An 18,140-nucleotide genomic window follows, 5' to 3' on the forward strand; every position below is an offset into this window, starting at 1 on the left:
CGGCGACCCCGATCCGGCCTCACCGTCGGGCGGAGCGGATCCCTTCAGCGACCGGGGCGGTGTCAGCATGACGATACCTCCGAGAAGGAATGTTTCATGGATGGCCTGTGGCACTGAACGTGTGCGGCCGCGCCGGTGCGCCGGAGAGCGCGTCGAGGAGCAGGCGCCACTCGGCCGGCCAGGCGAGCGCTTCCCCGCGGCCCTGCTGATCGGGCGGAAGATGCAGCACCCCGTTCATCACCGCCAGCAGCAGCCCGGCGACGAGCTCGGGCCGATGCTGCGGCAGGTCGCCCTCCTGCTGGGCGCGCCGGACGAGGTCCTCCAGGATGCGGTGCACGTCCCGCAGCAGGTCCGGCGCGCTGCGCGTCAGGTCCGGGCAGTCGCTGGACAGCCGCAGGGCCGCCCGCAGCCGCACGTCCTCGCGCACCCGCTCGAACAGCCCCACGCCCAGGGACTCCAGTGCCGCCCGGGCCCTGACGACCTGCGCACCCCCGGCCGGCACCAGTTCCTGCCAGACTCCCTGGCACTGCCTCAACAGGGCGGCGGCGAGGGCGGCCTTGGACGAGAAGTGGCCGTAGAGTGCTCCCTTCGTCATGCCGGTCCGCCGGGCCACCGCGTCGAGTGTGGCCTTGTCGTAGCCTCGGACGGCGAACTCCTCGGCGGCGGCGTCGAGGACCTTGTCCCTGGTGCGCCGGGCACGCTCCTGCTTGACCATGCGGATGCCCTCCGATCTTGAGAGGGCACAAACATACCCACGCGTAGGTTTCCTGTGACGAGAGGGAAATCGGCCCGACATCACTGGTTCACCCCGGCTGGAACGTGGTGGTCACCGGTGGCCATCAGCGGTCCGGGCCGGGCGCTCAGGACGGGCCATCCGCACCGCCGGGCCTCCCGGCGCAGCGCGGGCGAGCCGCCCACCACCACCGCGTTCCCGACCGACCGGAGCATCTGCAGATCGCTGTCGTGGTCGCCGTAGGCGTAACACCGTGCGGCGGGCACGCCCCGCCCGGCCAGCACGGCGGCGACGGCCTCGGCCTTGAAACGGCCGATCATGGGGCGGTCCACCTCCCCCGTCAGCACTCCGTCCTCGGACACGAGCTGCCGTGTGCAGCACACCTCGTCGGCGCCGACGTCCTCGGCCACACGCTCCACCACGGGACGCAGCGAGCCGGAGACCAGCACCACCTCGTGCCCCGCACGCCGATGCCGGCGCACGGCCTCGAGTCCCGCGGCGACGAAGGCGTCCGGCCGCCGGCGGTACGTGTCGTACCAGCGATGGGTCGCCGCCCGGACCACGTGGGCCGGCACTCCCGCGAAACGCCGGTAGTACGCGCGGTTGAGCGCGCACCGGTCGGCGCCGGCCGTGCGCAGCTCGCCGTCCCGGTCGCCGGTGGCACCGGCGCCCTGCCACACCGTGCGCCAGTGGCGCCAGAAGCTCACCATGCTCTTGTCAGCGAGCAGCGTCTCGTCGACGTCGAAGAACGCCACGGGCCGGTGGTCCGGCCGCACACCCATGGGTCACACCTCCGGGGTCAGGACGGCCTCGGCGTAGGCCCGGGCCGCCGCGTCGGTGTCGAGGGTGCCGTGCGAGGCGAGGGTCGTCGCGTCCCGCCAGGCCCGCTGCAGCACACTGCCCGGCGTGTGCGCCCGCAGGCCGGAGGCGCGGAAGAGCGAGTCCACCGCCTCCCGGCACAGGGTCGCCGCCGTCGCCGCGTCCCGGCGATTCTCGGCCACGGTGAGCGCCGTGATCTCGCCACGGTCCGCGCGGGCGGCCGCGCCGTCCAGCAGCAGCCCGGCGGCGTGGATCCGGGCCGAGGCCTCGGCCAGCACCGTGTGCGTCGCCGGGTGACGGGCCGGGGCGCCGGCCCGTTCGGCCGTCCAGGCGCGCAGGGCGCCGCGGGCGATGCCGAGCGCGGGCGCGGCGAAGATCAGGGCGGCGACCATGGGGAACGGGACGGTGTGGCAGCGTGCCGCGCCGGGCTGCGGACGCAGCAGCGTCTGCAGCGGCACCGAGCGATGCTCCGGCACCCGTACACCCTCGGCCCTGACCGTGTTGCTCCCGGTGCCCCGCAGCCCGCAGGCGTCCCAGGTGTCCTCGACGGTCAGCTCCGAGCGCGGCACGGCGAAGATCCGGTGCTCTCTGCCCGAGGGGGCCGGCACCCAGGAGGCGAGCAGGACCCAGTCGGCGTGGTCGACGCCGCTGGCGGGCCGCCAGGTGCCGTCCAGCCGCCATCCGTCGCGCTCCTTCACCGCCCGCCCCTGCGGCGGGACGACGGCGGCCGCGATCCGCCGGTCGGGTCCGCCGGCCCAGATCTCGCGCCGCCCGTCCGGCGGGAGATAGGCGGCGAGCCGGCCGTGCGCGGCGAACAGCGCGGCGCACCAGGCCGTCGACGCACATGCTTCCGCCACCGTCGCCGTGGCCGTCACCAAGGGGCCGAACTCGCCCGCTGCACCGCCCTGTTCGCGGGGGACGAAGTGTCGCGGGAAGCCGGCCCGGGTGAGCGCCGCGGCGACCTCGGGGGTGAGCCGGCCCGCCTGCTCGGCGGCCGACGCGTCGCGGCGCGCGGCGGCGAGCAGGTCCCCGTCGGCGGGATCGAGCGTGCGCGGTGCGCGCTGTGCCGTCAGCATGTCGCCTCCTTCCCGTCGCGCCCGGTGTCGCCGAGCGCCGGGTGCCGCACCCGGGCGTGCGCCAGTTCGCGGCCGTCCTGCAGCGCCCTCAGAAGGACGGTTCCGGGCGTGTCGTCCTCGCCGTCGGCGGGCTGCGCGGTCAGGAGCACCGGAGCGTCCAGCTCGCCGAACGACGTGAACGCCACGGACAGCAGCGACGGGTGCCGCGGCACGGACCCGTGCGCCGCGGGTGTGCCGTGCGCGAGGACGGTGGACATCTGCCGGAAGGCCTCGACGAGGGCCATGCCCGGTATGTGGTCCGAGGGATGGTCGAACAGCACGGGATGCCCGGGATCCAGCCGCAGCCACCACTGGCCGGGGTGAGCCGGTGCGGCGGCGAGCAACACGTCGCGGTCGAGCCGGTGGCCGACGCGGGACGGCACCAGGGGCACGGCGTCACCGTGCACCGTCTCCGCGCCCACCGCGGTCGAGGTCCGGTTCCTCAACCGCGCGTAGCGGTCAGGGTCGAGAACGGCCCAGCGCACCCGGGCCCGACCCAGCCGACGGCCCGCCATCTCCACCACGGATTGCATGCACATGTCAACTTTTCGTCCCTCTCGCCTGCGTACCTGCGCCTCCACGGCGACGGGCGGCAGTTCCGCGGACAGCCCCGGCAGCGGCGCGCCGAGGTCCACGGTGAGCTCGTGCATCACGAACGGATGACCGTACGGCACGCCGTAGAAGCGGTGGGACACATGGATGGCCGCCTGCCGCACCGTCTCGGCCAGCAGGACGGGATCGCAGACCCCGCCGCCCAGATGACCGAGGTAATGATCCCGGCGCCACAGCGGGGTGACACGGAAGCGGTCGTCGCCCACGCGGTCCACGGCGGACAGCAGGACTTCGTCGCCGGAAGCCTTGTGCACCGATGCACGAGGCACAGGCGAGCCGGACGCCGCCCTCCGCCCGGTGCGGCAGGACTCGGCCGACCCCGGCAGAATCTTGGTCAACGACGATCCGACGTGCACGTTTCCCCCTCCAGCTCGTCGCTTCGGTCCAACGGCACCCGCTAGTGTCCGTGCGCGAAGGGACGCGTCGACAGCGAGGAATATACCTTCGGGAAGGTTTATTGCCGAGGGGTATTTTTTCGCCATCACGACCGAGGACACGCCACACGGTCTCGACGAGCCGCCTCCCTCACCCGTGAGACACCGCCGTCCGCAGGGAGCAGACCATGCCGGAAGCACGCCCCGCCATCCCCGTGTTCACCCAGAAGAAGATCGTGACCAGAAGAGGTCCGCACCCCAAGCAGGACCGCTCCGCACGCACCAGGCAGCTGGTCCTGGCGGCGGCGGCCGAGCTGTTCGCCCGTCAGGGATTCCGTCGCACGTCCATCCAGGCGGTGGCGGACCGGGTGCGGATGACCAAGGGAGCGGTCTACTTCCACTACCCCAGCAAGGAGGCGCTCGCGGTGGCCGTGGTGGAGGAGCACTACGCACGCTGGCCCCGCCTGCTGGAGGAGGTATCGGCGGAGGGTTTCGGCCCCATGGACACCGTGGTGCACCTGCTGGCCCGCGCGGCGCGCGCCTTCCGGGACGACAGCGTCGTGCAGGCGGGCGCGCGCCTGCAGATAGAGCGCCCGCAGATCGACGCCGAACTGCCCACGCCGTACGTGGACTGGACGGACCTGCTGACGTCGCTGCTGACCTCCGCTCACGAGGCGGGCGAACTGCGCCGGGAGGTGACGCCTGAGGCCGCGGCCCGGTCGCTGGTCGCCGCCTTCTTCGGCGCGCAGCACATCTCGGACGTGCTGCACGGCAGGACGGACGTCGTCGAGCGCTGGGCGGAGGTCGGCGGGCTGCTGTACCACGCCATCCGCGCCCGGTGAGCCGCACCGCCGCGCGGACACCGGCCGCGCGGTCCTGACCTTCGCCGCACGACGCGCCGGTGCGCCGCGGCCCGCGAACGGGCGGCGGCGCACCGGACGCCGGGTGTGCGGCGGGTCAGGCGGGTTCGGGCACCCGGCGGCGCGTGGCGAGGACGACGACGCCGCCGAGCACGGCGAGGGTGAGCAGGGTGGCGCCGAAGACGGTGGCCCCGGAGGTCAGGCCGATGGCGTCGCTGAGGTAGCCGGCGCAGACGGGCAGCAGCCCGGCGGGGACGTAACCGCCCACGTTCAGGGCCGCGTTGGCCTCGGCGAGACGCTGGGGCGGCACCGTGGAGTTGAGCAGGGACAGGCCACCGAGCTGGCCCATGCCCTGGCCGGCGCCGGCCAGCAGGGCGGCGGCGACGAGGACGGGCACGGACGAGGTGTGCACGGCGGTGATCAGCGCGGCCATCGCCAGGGTGGTCGCGCCCGCACCGGTGAGCAGGATGGTGCGGCGCCGCAGCTTCTGCACCGCGAACTGCACGCCGGTGGCGGCCAGGAACATCACGAACGCCATGGCGCCGGAGACGATGCGGCTGGTGGTGTCGAGCAGGCCGGACAGCAGCGAGGGGCCGAGCGACAGCACGAACGAGGTGGCGGTGATGCCGGGCGCGAAGACGGCGATGCCGAGGGCGAGATGCAGGCCGTTGCCGCGGGGGACGCGCGGCACCCGGATCCAGGCGCCGGACCGGGCGGGGGTCTCCGGGCGGCGCAGGGGCATGCGCACCACGGCGAGCACGGCCGTGAGCAGCAGGGCGGCCTCGACGACGAAGACGGTGACGGTGGGGCCGGGCAGGGTCTCGGAGAGGATTCCGGCCAGCAGCGGGCCGAGGCCGGCGCCGAACACCATGGCGCAGGAGGCGAGGAGCGCGGCGAGGCGTTTGCGGTCGGGGCCGGCGACGTCGGTGACGGCGGCCATGCCGGCGGAGACGACGGCACCCACGGCGATGCCGGTGAACAGGCGGGCCACGATCAGCGCGGCGACGCTGGTGGCGGTGGCGAAGATGGCGCAGGCGGCCAGGGCGAGGACGAGGGCGGGCAGCAGAACGGGTTTGCGTCCCTTCCGGTCGGAGACGACACCCGAGACGAGCAGGGAGCCGAGCAGGCCGGCGATGTAGGCGGCGAAGATCACGGTCAGCGTGCCCTTGGAGAAGCCGATGTCTCGCTGCCACAGCACATACAGCGGGGTCGCCGCGTTGGACAGCACGAACACCGCGGTCACCGGCCAGGCGGCCGGCCACACCCACCAGGCGGGTGCCGCCGGGGCCGCGCTCCGGGCCTGCTGATCGGGCTGCGGGGGTGCCGTCGTGGGGGTGGTTCCGCTTTCGGGCATGGCTGTTCCTCCGGTTCGTCCGGCGAGCAGTACGACTTTACTCGAACTTAGCGCACGGTACGATAGAACTCGTACAGGATCCGGACGACGGAGTAGGACCCATGACCCCGACCGCGCACACCTCGACGCGCCCGCAGCCGCCGGAACCCGCCGGCCTGCCCGACCCGCTGCCCGAACCGGCACGGGAGGACCTGCGCCTGGAGACCGTGCTCGGCGCGCTGAGCGACCCGCTGCGGCTGTTCATCGTCCGCAAACTCCTGCTGGAGCGTGAGGCCTTCGACCACCCGTGCGGCTGGTTCGGCATCGACCGCCCCAAGTCCTCCCTCACCCACCACTTCAAGGCCCTGCGCGAGGCCGGCGTCATCCGGCAACGCCAGTACGGCCTGGAACGACGCAGTCACGTGCGCACCGACGACCTCGACGCCCGCTTCCCCGGGCTGCTGGACCTCGTGGCCGCCTGGACCCCCGCCGACCCGGACTTTCCGCCCAGGACCCGCAAGGGCGGCACCCGCGCTTCCTGAAGCTGCCGGGCGGATCGGGTGACGACGGGAGAGGAGCCGTCGTGAGACGGGGTCGACGGGATACAGGGGCGGCGGAAAGGGGCCGGCGCCCGACGAGCCGCCGGACGAGGCACACGCACCCGGCCGCACACACGGCCACACACACGACGGCGCACACCTGCGCGACCGCGACGCGGGCGCACGGCCCGAAGCGGCCCGTGCGGTGCGGCGGTGCGGCGGTGCGGCGGTGCGGCGGTGTGCGTACCCCGGCAGCGGCGGGGAAGGAGCAGTGCCGTGCCGACCCACGCGACCTCCGCGCCTCACCGGTCACGAACATCCGCACTCGCACAGGGACGGGCATTTCTTGCGCCTGCACGCGGTTATGGTGAGCAGCGCACCGAGGGGAGACCGACATGTCGACCGACGACCACGCCGAAGCCTTCGACGAGTTCGACCAGTGGCGTCGGCTCACACTGATGGTCGGGCAGCTCAACCAGGCGCTGGAGAAGACGCTCGCACGCGAGTACCGGGTCTCCCTGCCCGAGACACTGGTGCTGGCCGAGCTGCGGCACAGCCCTGAACACGCGGCACGGTTGCAGGAGTTGGCCGCCCGCGTCGGACTGGACCAGTCGTCCATGAGCCGGCTCGTCACCCGGCTGGAACACAAGGGCCTCGCGGCCCGGGCCACCTGCCAGCACGACCGCCGCGGCGTCTACTGCATGCTCACACCCGAGGGCGCCGAACGCGGCGAGCAGGCCGAGGCCCGCTGCCGGGCCGAGCTGTCGAAACTCCTCCGGATCGCCTCGTTCGACGACCGCTGGGCCCCGCTGGTGGCGAGCTTCCGGTTCGGTGCCGCCGCGGAATCCGCTGCGGCCTGACTCCCCCAGACGCTCCCCGGCTTTCGTCCATGCCGGCGATGCGACCGGCACATCGTCTGCCACCTCCAGCGGTTCCACCCTGACACGGCACGTCGGACGGGCCTGGTTGCCCCGCCTCCCTGCTCGCGACCCACTGCGCCTGACACTCGGGGGCAGGGCGAGCCGCCCTTCACCTCAGGCTGGCGGCGTGCGCGCGCCCGCAGCAAGGATGGCGTGAAACAGCTGGTTTGAAACAGCCGCGCACCGAGATGCGAGCCATTCTGCGTACAAGGCAGCAAACAGGGGCAGCGCCGGAAAAGAGAATTCTCAAACCCCAACAGCAGGTGACATACGTCACGTGCAGCTCTCCTGTGCAGATTGCTGGATGTGTGATCACCTGATCCGCGCCGACTCGAGTGCCGTGGAACGGACACTCGCGGTCGGCATCCCGGAGCTGGTCGACCGACGGAAATACCGTCGGTCATTTCTGCGAAAGGGAGAGGTTCATGTCCGACAACACCGCTGCGGTGCTGTCCGCCATCGACAGCGACAAGGCGCTGCGTTCGGCGGTCATCCGGCACCTCGCCACGACCCACGCCCACGAATTCGTCGGCCCGCTGCGCGCCGAGTTCCGCGGCAACGACGACATCGCCCTGGCGTCGGTCAACTCCAACAAGGAGTGGCAGGAGTAACACCTGGTCCGGCCGGGTCTCGTCAGGGATCCGGCCGGTTCTTCCGACAGGACATCCCTCGACCGAACGGCGGTAGGTTCTTGCGCACCCTTTCTTCCGGCGTGACGCAGGCACTCCTGTTGCGCGACGACACAGAGGCCCGCACGGAGTTGCTGCTCCGCCTGCTGTACTCCAAGAGCTCCGCGGACGTGGTCGCCGATGCGCTGAAAGATCCCTCCGACACGATATGCGAAGCAACGGCGTCCGTTCTTTCCACCATCGATTTCCACGCCCTGGAGGTCGAGCGAAGCGCCCGTCTGCGCAATCTGTGCCGTCATCTGCAACGCACGTGCCCGCCTCTGTGGGAATGCGTCGAAGCGGAAAAGATCACTCCGCTCGTCGAGGCCTACGCGGACTCCGATGCCTTCTGGCAGAGCGCCGGTCGCACCCTGTTCGAGAATTTCTGTCTGTTCGCCCACAGGACCGTCGCCGGGCAGTCCCAGCTGCTCGCGGACGTCTTTCAGCTGTTCGGCCTCGTGAGCCGCTTCTCCGCCCCCGAGTTGATCGCGCCTCCCGAGGACGTGTGTGCCTGCACGACCGGTATTCCGGGTGAGGGCATGGATCTGGCGAAGGCCGCTTTCTCCCCCTGGGACGACGGTGGACTGGTCCCCCCGCATGTCCCGGACGCCCTCCAGACCGAGTCGTTCCGCTCTGCCTGGCGCCTCGTGGACGAGCGCGGGCGGCTGCCGCGCTCCCTCGAGCCCGACGCCCTCGGTGACCCCGGTGACTACCAGATCGTTGTCGCCGCCTTCCCCGGCCGCAAGGTGTCCGCCGCGGCCCTTCCGCTCTCAGGCAGGTGCGCATGACGAAAGAAAACAAGGCCCCCGTCGGCCTGCTCGGCTTCGGACTCGACTGGCAGTACCGCGACAGCTACCCGCAGAAGATGCCGGACCTGTGCGCCCGGTACGCCGGCCGGCTCAGCCATCTGTCCTGTGTCTCGCTGCCCAGCGCCGCCGACGCACAGACCTTCATGGACGAGTGCGCCGGCGACCTGCCCGTGGTGCACCACCTGCCGGGCGTGGCACCCGCAGCGCCCGGCGGCCCCAACATGGAGCTGTTCACCCGCCTCGAGGCGGTCAGTGACGTGCTGGGTGCCGTGTGGACCTGTGAGGACATCGGCCTGTGGTCGATCGGCCCGTACCCGCTGCCGTACTTCACCCCTCCGCTCTTCGAGCGCGAGGTCGCCGACCATGTCGTGGACGGCATACGCCGCATGCAGGAGGTCAGCCGTTACCCCTTCGTGCCGGAGATCCCGTCCTGCACCCTCGCCGTGGGCCGTATGAGCCTCGGCGAGTTCTTCCATCGCGTCACCGACGGCGCCGACTGCGACCTGCTGCTGGACGTCGCGCATGTCTTCTCGTACGCCGTCGCCGTGCGACAGCCCTACGAGGACGTGCTCCGCTCGCTTCCGCTGGACCGGGTGGTGGAGATCCATGTGGCGGGGGGTTACATCGACCCCACCTTCGACAACCGGTACCTGGACACACACAGCCACGCCGTGACCCCCGCCGTCATCGACCTGCTCCAGGAGGCGGTCGCCCACGCGCCGCGGCTGCGCGCCGTCACCTACGAGATCGGGGTGGGCCTCGGGGCCGACGAGCTGGACAGCGACTTCGAGCGCATCGAGAACCTGCTGGCGGAGGTCGGGTGGACGCCGTCCATCTCCCGTCCGTCCGGCCTGGCCACGGCAGGTACCGCATGACACACGCACAGCAGCCCGCCTCGCCGCCGTGGTCCGTACTGAGCCCGGAACCCGACCGCGGCGCCGGGCTCGGGGAAGGCGTACGTGTCCTGGTCGTCTCGGACGGCACTCCCGCGCCCGACGGCGGCGGGATGCCCGACGCGCACACGGAGCGGGTCGCCGGACTGTGCCGGCAGCTGGCCGGCCGGGCGGAGATCGGTTACGCCTCGGCCGCACGGCTGAGGGCCCGCAGCCTCGCCGCCGACCTGCGGGCGATGGTCACGGCGGACGGCGGCTGGGACATCGTGGCCATGCCGTGGTCGTCGCCCGAGCGCGACGCCGAACGGCTCAAGGTGCGGCGGGCCTTCGAGGAGGTGGCCCGAAACCCGGACATGCCGCTGTTCGTCGCCGCTGCCGGGCACGACGGACCGGGACGGCTCAGGTTCCCCGCCTCCTGTCCCTCCGTGCTCGCCGTCGGGGTCGGCTCCGACGACGGCGGACCGGCGGCCTACTGCGGCACGGACGGCCTGGGCCGCAAGCCTCAGCTGCTGGTCCCGGACGCCCGCTACGCCACCCGCTGCGCGGCCGGCCCCGCTCCCATGCGCGGCACCTCCGCCGCCGTCGGCATCGTCGCCGGACTCGCCGCCGGACTCGCGAAGCGGCTGGGGAGCGACGGACGCCGGGTTCCCTCGCCGCTGCTGCGTGCCGCGCTGCTGGCCTCCGCCGGGCCGGACGGGATGCTGGTGGGCACGCCGCTTCTGCGGCAGCCGGGGACCGGTGCCGCAGAACCGTTCTGCTTCGAGCTGCCCGGCGCAGCCGCCCGGCTGCGGCTGCGCCTGCGAGCCGGCGCGGACACCGTTCGGATCGCAGCCGTCGCCGCGGGCGCGGACGAGGTCGTCAGCGGGGACACCACCCCGTTGTGGCTTCCGCGCGCCGCCGGACTCTCCGTGACATGGGCGGCGGACGGCACGATCCGGCGGACCAACGGCGCCGGGTGGCTGGTGCTCGATGTCGCGCCCGGCGCCGGGCGCGACACGGTGATCACCCTGGAGTGCCCGGATCCGGTCACCGCCTATGTCGCCGTCGGCGGCGCCGAGGCCGTGGACCGGATCGACCCTCGCCTCGAGAAGACCGGCGAGCCCGGCGTGACCGCTCCGGCGGGGCGGGCCGGCAGCGGCCGACCCGTCGTCCTCGGCCTGTCGGCCAGCCATGACGCCTCCGCCTGCCTGCTGCGCGACGGCAGCCCGCAGGTCGCCGTGCAGCAGGAGCGGGTCACCCGCCGGAAACACGACGGAGTCGGCCACCTCTCCTCCCGTGCGGCCGCCGACTACTGTCTCACCTCGGCCGGCCTGACCGCCGACGACGTGGACGTCTTCGCCTTCAACGCACAACCGCTGCTGCCTGGTTACGTGGGGCTGTCGGTGCCGTCCGCGGCGCAGTCGTTCGACCTGTTCGACCCGTTCGACGCGCGCACCGTCTACGTCTCGCACCACCTCGCCCACGCCTTCTCCGCGTTCTGGGGCTCGCCCTTCGAGGAGGCCGTGGTCGTCGTCTGCGACGGCTCCGGAGGCTCGGTGCTCGGCACGGACGACCTGCTGGTGGATGGTCCCGGACTGCGGGAGTACCTCGCGCGGGGGCCCGAGGACCGGCTGCCGCGCATCCACGTCTTCTCCGTCTACCACTTCGACCGGGACGGCTACCGGCTGCTGTTCCGCGAGTGCGCCGACTCCTTCAACGTCCGCGTCGGCTCCTCCTCGATCGGCGAGACCTATGCGGCCGTGAGCCAGTACGTCTTCGGCGACTGGCAGGAGGGCAGCGGCAAGCTGATGGGCCTCGCCCCCTGGGGGAAGGCCCGCAACGCCGGCCCCAGCCTGCTGGAGCCCGGCCCGAACGGCCTGCCCCGCTTCCGCAGCGACTGGAAGGACGCCTACCGCGCCCCCGGCTCCGGCGGCCCGATGGACCACGCCGATCTCGCGGCCCGGATCCAGGCCGACCTCGAAGAGGCACTGGTGGCTCGCATGCGGTACGCCATGTCTCTGGTGCCCGGCTGCCGCGACCTCGCCTACGCGGGCGGCGTCGCGCTCAACTCCGTGGCCAACGACCGCATCGCCCGAGACAGCGGAGCCGACCGCTTCTTCGTGTTCCCGGCGGCGAGCGACGCCGGGGTCTCCCTGGGCGCCGCCGCAGCCGCGCACTACCGGCTCACCGGCTCGACCCGGCGCCGGCAGGCACCCTACGACGACTACCTGGGACACCCGTACACCCAGGACGACCACGACGCGGCCATCGGGCTGGTCAGCGACCGGGTGGTCACCGAACCGCTGGAGCTGGAGGCCGTGGCGGACCGGATCGCCGCGGGCGACGTCGTCGGCTGGTTCCAGGGCGGATCGGAGTTCGGGCCACGCGCCCTGGGCCACCGGTCGGTCCTCGCCGACGCAAGGAGCCGTGACACCTGGGACTTCATCAACGCGCACATCAAGTTCCGGGAGGACTTCCGCCCACTGGCGCCCATCGTGCCCGAGGAGGTCGCCGCCGAGTACTTCGACCTCGACGAGCCCTCTCCGCACATGCTGCGGGTGGTCCCGGTCCGCGAGAAGTACCGTGAGCAGCTCGCTGCCATAACCCACGTCGACGGCACCGCCCGGGTGCAGACCGTCTCGCGCGACATGAACCCGCGCATCCACGAACTGCTCCATCTCGTCGGCGCACGCACCGGTTTCCCCGTCCTGGTGAACACCTCGCTCAACCGCCGTGGCGAGCCCATGATCGAAACGCCCGGCCAGGCACTCGACATGCTGTTGGGCACGCGGCTGAGCGCCCTGGTGCTGGGCGACCGTGTGGTCCGTCGCGCCCCGGAGAACGAGGCACCGCTCACCCTGCGCTCCCGGCTCGTCCTCGCCCCCGGCGTGCGGCTGCGGTGGGAGCAGGACTGCGCGGGCAGCCGTCTGTGGATCACCGGCGGCGCCGAACCGGCCGGACTCGAGCTGCCGAGGTGGGCGTTCGACACCCTGTCCCGGGCCGAGCCCGACCGTGCCCTCGGCGACTACCTGCCGGACTGCCTGGTCTCCGCACGGGTCGGCACCGACACGGCGCTGGCCTTCCTGACCGCGCTCCGTGCCCGCTGCCTGCTGGTGGTCACCCGGGAGGCAGTACATGACTGACCTGGACGACCGTATGACCGACCTGGACGACACGCCGCGCATGCACGCTCTGGCGTGGCTGGAGAACACGACCGACGACACCACCATGCTGCCGTGCGGCACCTCGCACCGGTCGGTGCCTGCGGCCGATGCCGTCGCCACGGTGTGGCCGCTGCGCCACCGCCTCGGCATCAGCCGCGTCACGGACCTCACCCCGCTCGACGTCGTGGGCATCCCTGTCTTCAGTGTGACCCGGCCTCAGGCCCGCACCGGGCAGATCACTCTCTGCCAGGGAAAGGGCAACACACCTGTGGAAGCCCTCGCCTCCGCGCTGTTCGAGGCGGTGGAGCGGCACTGCGGTTCCCTGGCCCGCCCCACACTGACGGCCCGGCCGACCGAGCTGAGGGCCGCCGGCCGCACCCACCTGACCGCGGCGGACCTGGGCCTGACCGATCCTGTGCCCGATCAGCCGATCGAGTGGATCCAGGGCCGGGACAGCAGGACCGGCAGCACCGTTCTGCTGCCCGCCGCCGAGGTGATCTTCCCGTACACCGCGCCGCCCGGCTGTCTGCGACCGGTACGCCCGAGCACCACGGGCCTGGCCTCCGGCGCCACGCTGAGCGAGGCGGTGCTGCATGCGCTGTACGAGGTCGTCGAACGCGACGCCACCTCGCGGTACCTGCACGGCGGGCCGGGCCGGCTGGTCGCTCTCGACACGGTGACCGGATCCGCCGAGACGGAACTGCTGCGCAAGTACGCCAGGGCCGAGATCGACACGGTCGTCATCGACCTCACCCACACCACTGTGCTGCCCACGTTCGCGGTGTTCCTCTCCGACCCGGGCGCCGCCCAGGCCCACCTGGCGGTGTCCGGTTTCGGTACGCACCCCGACGCGGGCGTCGCCCTGCGCCGCGCCCTGACGGAGGCCGCGCAGGCCCGTGCCACCGCCATCCAGGGCAGCCGGGAGGACCTCGACCGCGTCGCCGAGATCTACCGCGCCGACCCCGCCGAGCAGCGAGCTGCGTTCCTGCACCGCGCCCTGCAGGCGAAGGCGGAAGGCGTCACCGACATGAGCACGCTCCCCGCCCTGCCGCCGCGGTCGACGCGCGACACACTGCGGCACGTGGCCGCGCTGCTGGAAGAAGGCGGCTACGACCGGGTCGTGCACACCGATCTGACCGTCCCGGAACTCGGTCTGCCCGTCGCCCATGTGGCGGTGCCGGGCATGGTCGACTCCGTCGTGGAACCCCTCAGGAGCCATCGTGTGGCCCATCAGCACGTCCAGGCCTAGGCCCATCGTCTTCGGCGCGGCGTCGGTGCGTCCCCTCGACCCCGCGCTGCTGGCGGCGGTCGACCTGCGGCCTCCGGTCCGGCGCGGGGACCTGCTTCCGTTGCTGGACGGCGGTCCCGGCACCGTGGTCCTCGTCGACGGACTGTTCGGCGGCACGATGGCCGTGACCCCGACGGAGTGCCGTCAGCTGCTCGACGCCGGCTGGACGGTGGTCGGCTGCTCCAGCATGGGCGCCCTGCGCGCCGCCGACCTGTGGCCGCTCGGGGCGATCGGCATCGGTGACATCTTCACGCTGTACCGGCTGGGCACGCTGACCTCCGACGCGGACGTCGCCGTCGCCCTGGACCCGGACGACGGCCATCGGGAAGTGACCGTGTGCACGGTGCATGTCCGGGCCGTGCTCGCGGCCGCCGTCGAGGCGGGTCTCATCGCTCCCGCCCAGCGGTCCCGGCTCGCCCGTGCCGCCGAGGGCATCCACTGGTCCCAGCGGTCCTGGACGGCGTGCCGGGCGGTGTGGAGCGAGCTGGGAGTCGCCCCCACGGTGCTCTCCTCGCTTCTACGTCTCGGGAGGGAACCCCGGCTGCACCCCAAGGTGCGCGATGCGGAGACCTGCCTGCGCGCTGTCCTGGCCGGCGACTGGCTCGGCGACGGGGCCACGGACACACGCCGCTGTCCGGCCTGCCAGGAACCGCTGACGGCAGGAATGCTGTTCTGTTCCGTCTGCGTCTCCGAGGCGCACGAGACCTGCCTGTGAGGATCACCCGCGGCACGGCGGTCCGGTACGAAGGCCATGAAGGGAACCACCAGGAATGCTGACGTCGATGGCCCGCCGGCTCGGGCTGCGCACCACCGGGCCGGCCGAGCGGAGGCTGCTGACGACCGTCGCGATCGATGCGACGGGCGGTGGCCTGTTCCTGGCCGGCGCGACACTGTTCTACTCGCGTGTGGCCGGGCTGTCCGACGCGCAGATCGGCATCGGACTGTCCGTGCTGGGCATCGTCGCCCTCGCCGCGACCGTTCCCAACGGCCTCCTGGTCGACCGGATCGGTCCCCGGCATGCGCTCGTCGTGCTGCATGTGTGGCGCGGGGTGTGGTGCTGTGCTCTGGCCTTCGTGCACTCGTTCTGGCAGTTCGTGACGGTGCTGGTGCTGCTGGGGCTGGCGGAGCACGCCGGAATGCCGGCTCTTCAGGCGTACGTGGGTTCCGCGTTCGGTGACGCCGAACGCGTCGGTGTCATGGCCCGTGTGCAGGTGCTGAAGAACGCCGGTTTCCTGGTGGGCGCCCTGCTGGCGGCGGTCGCCGTGGGAAGCGGCACGGACGCCGGGTACCGGGCACTGCTGCTGGGCGACGGGGTGTCGTTCTTCGTGGCCTCCGTGCTGATGACGACCGTACGCAACGTCTCGGCCGTCCGCGGCAGGAGCGTGCGGCGTTCAGCGCTCGGTCCGTTGAGGAACGCCAAGTTCGCTCTGCTGACCTGCTGCAACGGCATACTTCAGCTGAATCTGTCGGTGCTGGTGATCGGTATGCCGCTGTGGGTGTCCCGAGCCACCGAGGCGCCTGCGGCCGTCGCCCCCCTGCTGATCGCGATCAACACCGTGATCGCCATCTTGCTGCAGGTACCGCTCAGCGCGGGAGCCGAGACCGTTCCGGGTGCCGGCCGCCACATGCTCCGGGCGGCACTGTCCTTCGCCCTGATGTGCGGAACGCTGATTGCCGCCTCCTGGGCTCCGTCCGCTCTGGCCGCGGCGCTGATGGTGATGTCCGTCGTCCTGCACACGCTGGGCGAGATCTGGCACTCCTCCGGTGGCTGGGGGCTCCAGTTCGCGCTGTCCCCCGATGCGGAGCGCGGCAACTACGCCGCCGCCTACAGCCTGGGGCCTACCGCGGAGGGAATGGTCGGACCGTCGCTGATCGCCGGCGGAGTGGTGGCCGCGGGTTCCGTCGGCTGGGCGGCTCTGGCTCTGCTCTTCCTGGCCGCCGGTCTGGGCGCCCGGTCCGTGGCCCGTCGAGCGGTGCCGCGGACCGCCGCGTACGCTGCGCCCGTGGGCGCCACCGCAGAGGTCAGCTCGCCGGCGGACCGTCGTGCAGAACCCGCTGGAACAGACGATGATCCCGCCATTCCCCGTTGATGTGCAGATAGCGCGGAGCCATGCCGATCGGTTCGAAACCGTTCTTCCGCAAGACGCGCTGTGACGGGGCGTTGTCGAGAAGCGTGGTGGCCTCGATGCGGTGCAGGCCGATGGTGTCGCGGGCCGCGCGGCACACACTCGCCACAGCCGCGCTGGCCAGTCCGCGGTTCTGCCGGTCGGCGGCCACCCAGTACCCCAGGTAGGCACTGCAGAAGGGGCCGAAGGCCATTCCGGAGAGCGTGATCGTGCCGACGATGGTGCCGTCGCTGTCGAGCACCCAGGGCACCGCACGCCGTTCCGAGAGCTGCCGCAATTGCTCGCCGATGCGCTCGGCCTGACCCTCGACGGTGAAAAAACTGTCCGGGCGGCGCGGTTCCCACGGAGCCAGATACTCCCGGTTCGCCACATATGCGGAATGCAATGCTTCTGCATCCTCGGGCGTAACGAGCCGCAACCGGACACCGTCGGACAGTACCTCAGGAGAAACAATCACTCGGTCACTCTAGCGCGTGCAGCAGATGCGCATCGACCAGCGCTTGGCACAGCTCCAGCCGCTCCGGTTCGTCCAACGCGAAGGAAAGCTCCTCGGGCGTGAACTCCGAGCGCCCCGCGACGAACCGCATCACTTTCTCGTAGGAATCGGGCATACTCACCGAGCGGCGCCCCAGAACCGCGTAGATGCGCCGGGTCGCGGGCTGTGCGAAGAGCGCGCACGGCACAGTTTTCCGCCGCCGCAGCCGCGTCGTGTCCAGGACACCGAGAACACCGAGCGCGGAATCCGTCTCGAAAGCTCCGGGAATTCTGTCCGTGAGCTGCGCCAGGAAGGTCTGCAGATGTGCGGAGCGCACTTGTTCGGGCTCCTGGCGGGCGAACGCCGCCCGGGCTTCTGTCAGGAAGCGTTCGGCCGCCTCGTGCAGCACGCTGCCGTCGTGCAGCCAGCCCACGGGCAGCTCGGCGTCCAGGAGTTCCGCAGGAAGGCTGTCCTCGACGAGCCGGGACAGCGTCGTCCGCAGCACCTCGCGCCAGGAGTTGGACTCGATGCTGATGGTGACGTGCCCCGACCGGGCGCTCAGGGTGTTCGCGCGATGCGGAGTCCCCTTCGGGAGATACAGCACGTCGCCGGGGCGCAGCAGCAGTTCACGGGTCTCATCGGGGTCGTCGCTCGCGTGGCCGTTGTGCCGCTCCCACGGCGTCGCTCCCACGTGCCACTGTTTCTCACCGAACGCCTGAAGCACGAAGACATCGTGCGGATCGGTGTGCAGCCCGAATCCCTGAGACGAGACCGGCGTGAGATAGATGTTCGCCCGGCAGCGGCGGCCCAGGGCGAGTTCGAGAGACCGGCAGAACTCGGTCAGCGGCGGGTGGTACCAGTGCGCCGACTGGAGGATGAGAGTGGCTCCGCCACGCACGGCGGCCGTGACCTCCGCGGCACTCGCGACGCCCCGGGTCAGCATCTCCAGAAGAAGCTCGTTCTCCGTCATCTCGTGGTCGACGGGCCGCGGATAGATCTCCCGCATCGATCTGAGATAGGCCTGCCGCGGGAGAATCTCGCCGTGCCGCACGAGACGTATCATGTCGGAACGCAGCAGGGGCTGATCGGTGAGCAGTCGGTCGATGTCCTGCACACTGATGAGATCGCTGGCCGGTACACCACCACGGGTGACATGCACCCGCTTTCCCCAGATGTCGGCCGTGAATTCCTTTTCGTCACCGATACAGCGGCGAAGTGCCGCCGAATCGACCGGCAGCATTCGAGCGGCCTGACCGGCTTTCTCGTCATCGTGAATCGGAACCAATGGCTCCTGCCGACCGCTCAGTGCCGCGGTGTTGATGATTCGGACCCTCGGCGGCTTTCGATCACTGGTGATCATGCCGCAACCGTACCGTGGCTCGGTAATGCACACCAGACCCCGTGACACGCCATTTCCCTTTGTCGTGTCGCCG

At 71.6% G+C, this 18,140-nt stretch carries 17 protein-coding genes; 10 read left to right on the plus strand and 7 right to left on the minus strand.

All coding sequences use genetic code 11. From position 1 onward, the window contains the following. Positions 1-94: 94 nt before the first annotated feature. From OG899_RS04265 to OG899_RS04280, 4 genes are all read right to left on the minus strand, one after another. Complete coding sequence (locus OG899_RS04265) at positions 95-715, minus strand: TetR/AcrR family transcriptional regulator (RefSeq protein ID WP_168132276.1); 621 nt, start codon at positions 713-715, stop codon at positions 95-97. 80 nt (positions 716-795) lie between these two features. Next, positions 796-1,515, minus strand: coding sequence for an HAD family phosphatase (locus OG899_RS04270; RefSeq protein WP_125499936.1), 720 nt, complete (start codon positions 1,513-1,515; stop codon positions 796-798). Positions 1,516-1,518: 3 nt separating this feature from the next. After that, complete coding sequence (locus tag OG899_RS04275; RefSeq protein WP_125499935.1) at positions 1,519-2,628, minus strand: oxidoreductase; 1,110 nt, start codon at positions 2,626-2,628, stop codon at positions 1,519-1,521. Continuing rightward, complete coding sequence (locus OG899_RS04280; RefSeq protein WP_240955946.1) at positions 2,622-3,761, minus strand: ScbA/BarX family gamma-butyrolactone biosynthesis protein; 1,140 nt, start codon at positions 3,759-3,761, stop codon at positions 2,622-2,624. Before OG899_RS04280 ends, OG899_RS04275 begins: the two co-directional genes overlap by 7 nt. 80 nt (positions 3,762-3,841) lie before the next feature. Here OG899_RS04280 and OG899_RS04285 point away from each other — a divergent pair, with 80 nt between their 5' ends. After that, positions 3,842-4,495, plus strand: a complete 654-nt coding sequence (locus OG899_RS04285; RefSeq protein WP_125499933.1) for a ScbR family autoregulator-binding transcription factor — start codon at positions 3,842-3,844, stop codon at positions 4,493-4,495. A 115-nt stretch (positions 4,496-4,610) separates the two neighbouring features. On the opposite strand, the gene OG899_RS04290 is transcribed toward OG899_RS04285, so the two are convergent. Beyond that, complete coding sequence (locus OG899_RS04290) at positions 4,611-5,867, minus strand: MFS transporter (protein ID WP_125499932.1); 1,257 nt, start codon at positions 5,865-5,867, stop codon at positions 4,611-4,613. A gap of 101 nt (positions 5,868-5,968) precedes the next feature. On the opposite strand from OG899_RS04290, the gene OG899_RS04295 reads away from it, so the two are divergent. From OG899_RS04295 to OG899_RS04335, 9 genes are all read left to right on the plus strand, one after another. Further along, positions 5,969-6,388, plus strand: coding sequence for a helix-turn-helix transcriptional regulator (locus tag OG899_RS04295; protein WP_125499931.1), 420 nt, complete (start codon positions 5,969-5,971; stop codon positions 6,386-6,388). Between the two features lie 392 nt (positions 6,389-6,780). After that, positions 6,781-7,245: a MarR family winged helix-turn-helix transcriptional regulator gene (locus tag OG899_RS04300; RefSeq protein WP_125499930.1), complete on the plus strand. Its 465-nt coding sequence runs from the start codon at positions 6,781-6,783 to the stop codon at positions 7,243-7,245. Positions 7,246-7,730: 485 nt separating this feature from the next. Next, a complete protein-coding gene (locus OG899_RS04305) occupies positions 7,731-7,916 on the plus strand; it encodes a hypothetical protein (RefSeq protein ID WP_125499929.1) in 186 nt (61 codons plus the stop codon). A 101-nt stretch (positions 7,917-8,017) separates the two neighbouring features. Then, the gene (locus tag OG899_RS04310) at positions 8,018-8,761 is read left to right on the plus strand and encodes a hypothetical protein (protein WP_125499928.1); all 744 of its coding nucleotides are present in this window, start codon (positions 8,018-8,020) and stop codon (positions 8,759-8,761) included. After that, positions 8,758-9,657 (plus strand): DUF692 family multinuclear iron-containing protein, encoded by a 900-nt coding sequence (locus OG899_RS04315; RefSeq protein ID WP_125499927.1) that lies wholly within the window; start codon positions 8,758-8,760, stop codon positions 9,655-9,657. Before OG899_RS04310 ends, OG899_RS04315 begins: the two co-directional genes overlap by 4 nt. Further along, entirely contained in the window at positions 9,654-12,797 is a 3,144-nt protein-coding gene (locus tag OG899_RS04320; protein WP_168132274.1) for a carbamoyltransferase C-terminal domain-containing protein, read from the plus strand. Before OG899_RS04315 ends, OG899_RS04320 begins: the two co-directional genes overlap by 4 nt. Further along, positions 12,790-14,067, plus strand: a complete 1,278-nt coding sequence (locus OG899_RS04325) for a YcaO-like family protein (protein ID WP_406310906.1) — start codon at positions 12,790-12,792, stop codon at positions 14,065-14,067. The genes OG899_RS04320 and OG899_RS04325 overlap by 8 nt, the downstream gene beginning before the upstream one ends. Then, positions 14,039-14,821: a TfuA-like protein gene (locus OG899_RS04330; protein ID WP_168132272.1), complete on the plus strand. Its 783-nt coding sequence runs from the start codon at positions 14,039-14,041 to the stop codon at positions 14,819-14,821. Before OG899_RS04325 ends, OG899_RS04330 begins: the two co-directional genes overlap by 29 nt. A gap of 55 nt (positions 14,822-14,876) precedes the next feature. After that, the gene (locus tag OG899_RS04335; protein WP_125499923.1) at positions 14,877-16,196 is read left to right on the plus strand and encodes an MFS transporter; all 1,320 of its coding nucleotides are present in this window, start codon (positions 14,877-14,879) and stop codon (positions 16,194-16,196) included. On the opposite strand, the gene OG899_RS04340 is transcribed toward OG899_RS04335, so the two are convergent. Both OG899_RS04340 and OG899_RS04345 read right to left on the minus strand, forming a co-directional pair. After that, positions 16,129-16,689, minus strand: coding sequence for a GNAT family N-acetyltransferase (locus OG899_RS04340; protein WP_406310907.1), 561 nt, complete (start codon positions 16,687-16,689; stop codon positions 16,129-16,131). The genes OG899_RS04335 and OG899_RS04340 overlap by 68 nt on opposite strands. A 4-nt stretch (positions 16,690-16,693) precedes the next feature. Then, on the minus strand, positions 16,694-18,067 hold the full coding sequence (locus tag OG899_RS04345; RefSeq protein ID WP_406310908.1) for a JmjC domain-containing protein: 1,374 nt from the start codon (positions 18,065-18,067) through the stop codon (positions 16,694-16,696). Positions 18,068-18,140 lie beyond the last annotated feature (73 nt).

Origin of the sequence: Streptomyces thermoviolaceus (assembly GCF_045209695.1) — a bacterium.
In the GTDB taxonomy this organism is placed as follows: Bacteria; Actinomycetota; Actinomycetes; order Streptomycetales; family Streptomycetaceae; genus Streptomyces; species Streptomyces thermoviolaceus.

Bases quoted from the DNA above. Each gene is read 5' to 3' on its own strand.
- OG899_RS04265 (WP_168132276.1), bottom strand. From the start codon at position 715: ATGGTCAAGCAGGAGCGTGCCCGGCGCACCAGGGACAAGGTCCTCGAC.
- OG899_RS04270 (WP_125499936.1), bottom strand. From the start codon at position 1,515: ATGGGTGTGCGGCCGGACCACCGGCCCGTGGCGTTCTTCGACGTCGAC.
- OG899_RS04275 (WP_125499935.1), bottom strand. From the start codon at position 2,628: ATGCTGACGGCACAGCGCGCACCGCGCACGCTCGATCCCGCCGACGGG.
- OG899_RS04280 (WP_240955946.1), bottom strand. From the start codon at position 3,761: ATGGCGAAAAAATACCCCTCGGCAATAAACCTTCCCGAAGGTATATTC.
- OG899_RS04285 (WP_125499933.1), top strand. From the start codon at position 3,842: ATGCCGGAAGCACGCCCCGCCATCCCCGTGTTCACCCAGAAGAAGATC.
- OG899_RS04290 (WP_125499932.1), bottom strand. From the start codon at position 5,867: ATGCCCGAAAGCGGAACCACCCCCACGACGGCACCCCCGCAGCCCGAT.
- OG899_RS04295 (WP_125499931.1), top strand. From the start codon at position 5,969: ATGACCCCGACCGCGCACACCTCGACGCGCCCGCAGCCGCCGGAACCC.
- OG899_RS04300 (WP_125499930.1), top strand. From the start codon at position 6,781: ATGTCGACCGACGACCACGCCGAAGCCTTCGACGAGTTCGACCAGTGG.
- OG899_RS04305 (WP_125499929.1), top strand. From the start codon at position 7,731: ATGTCCGACAACACCGCTGCGGTGCTGTCCGCCATCGACAGCGACAAG.
- OG899_RS04315 (WP_125499927.1), top strand. From the start codon at position 8,758: ATGACGAAAGAAAACAAGGCCCCCGTCGGCCTGCTCGGCTTCGGACTC.
- OG899_RS04320 (WP_168132274.1), top strand. From the start codon at position 9,654: ATGACACACGCACAGCAGCCCGCCTCGCCGCCGTGGTCCGTACTGAGC.
- OG899_RS04325 (WP_406310906.1), top strand. From the start codon at position 12,790: ATGACTGACCTGGACGACCGTATGACCGACCTGGACGACACGCCGCGC.
- OG899_RS04335 (WP_125499923.1), top strand. From the start codon at position 14,877: ATGCTGACGTCGATGGCCCGCCGGCTCGGGCTGCGCACCACCGGGCCG.
- OG899_RS04345 (WP_406310908.1), bottom strand. From the start codon at position 18,067: ATGATCACCAGTGATCGAAAGCCGCCGAGGGTCCGAATCATCAACACC.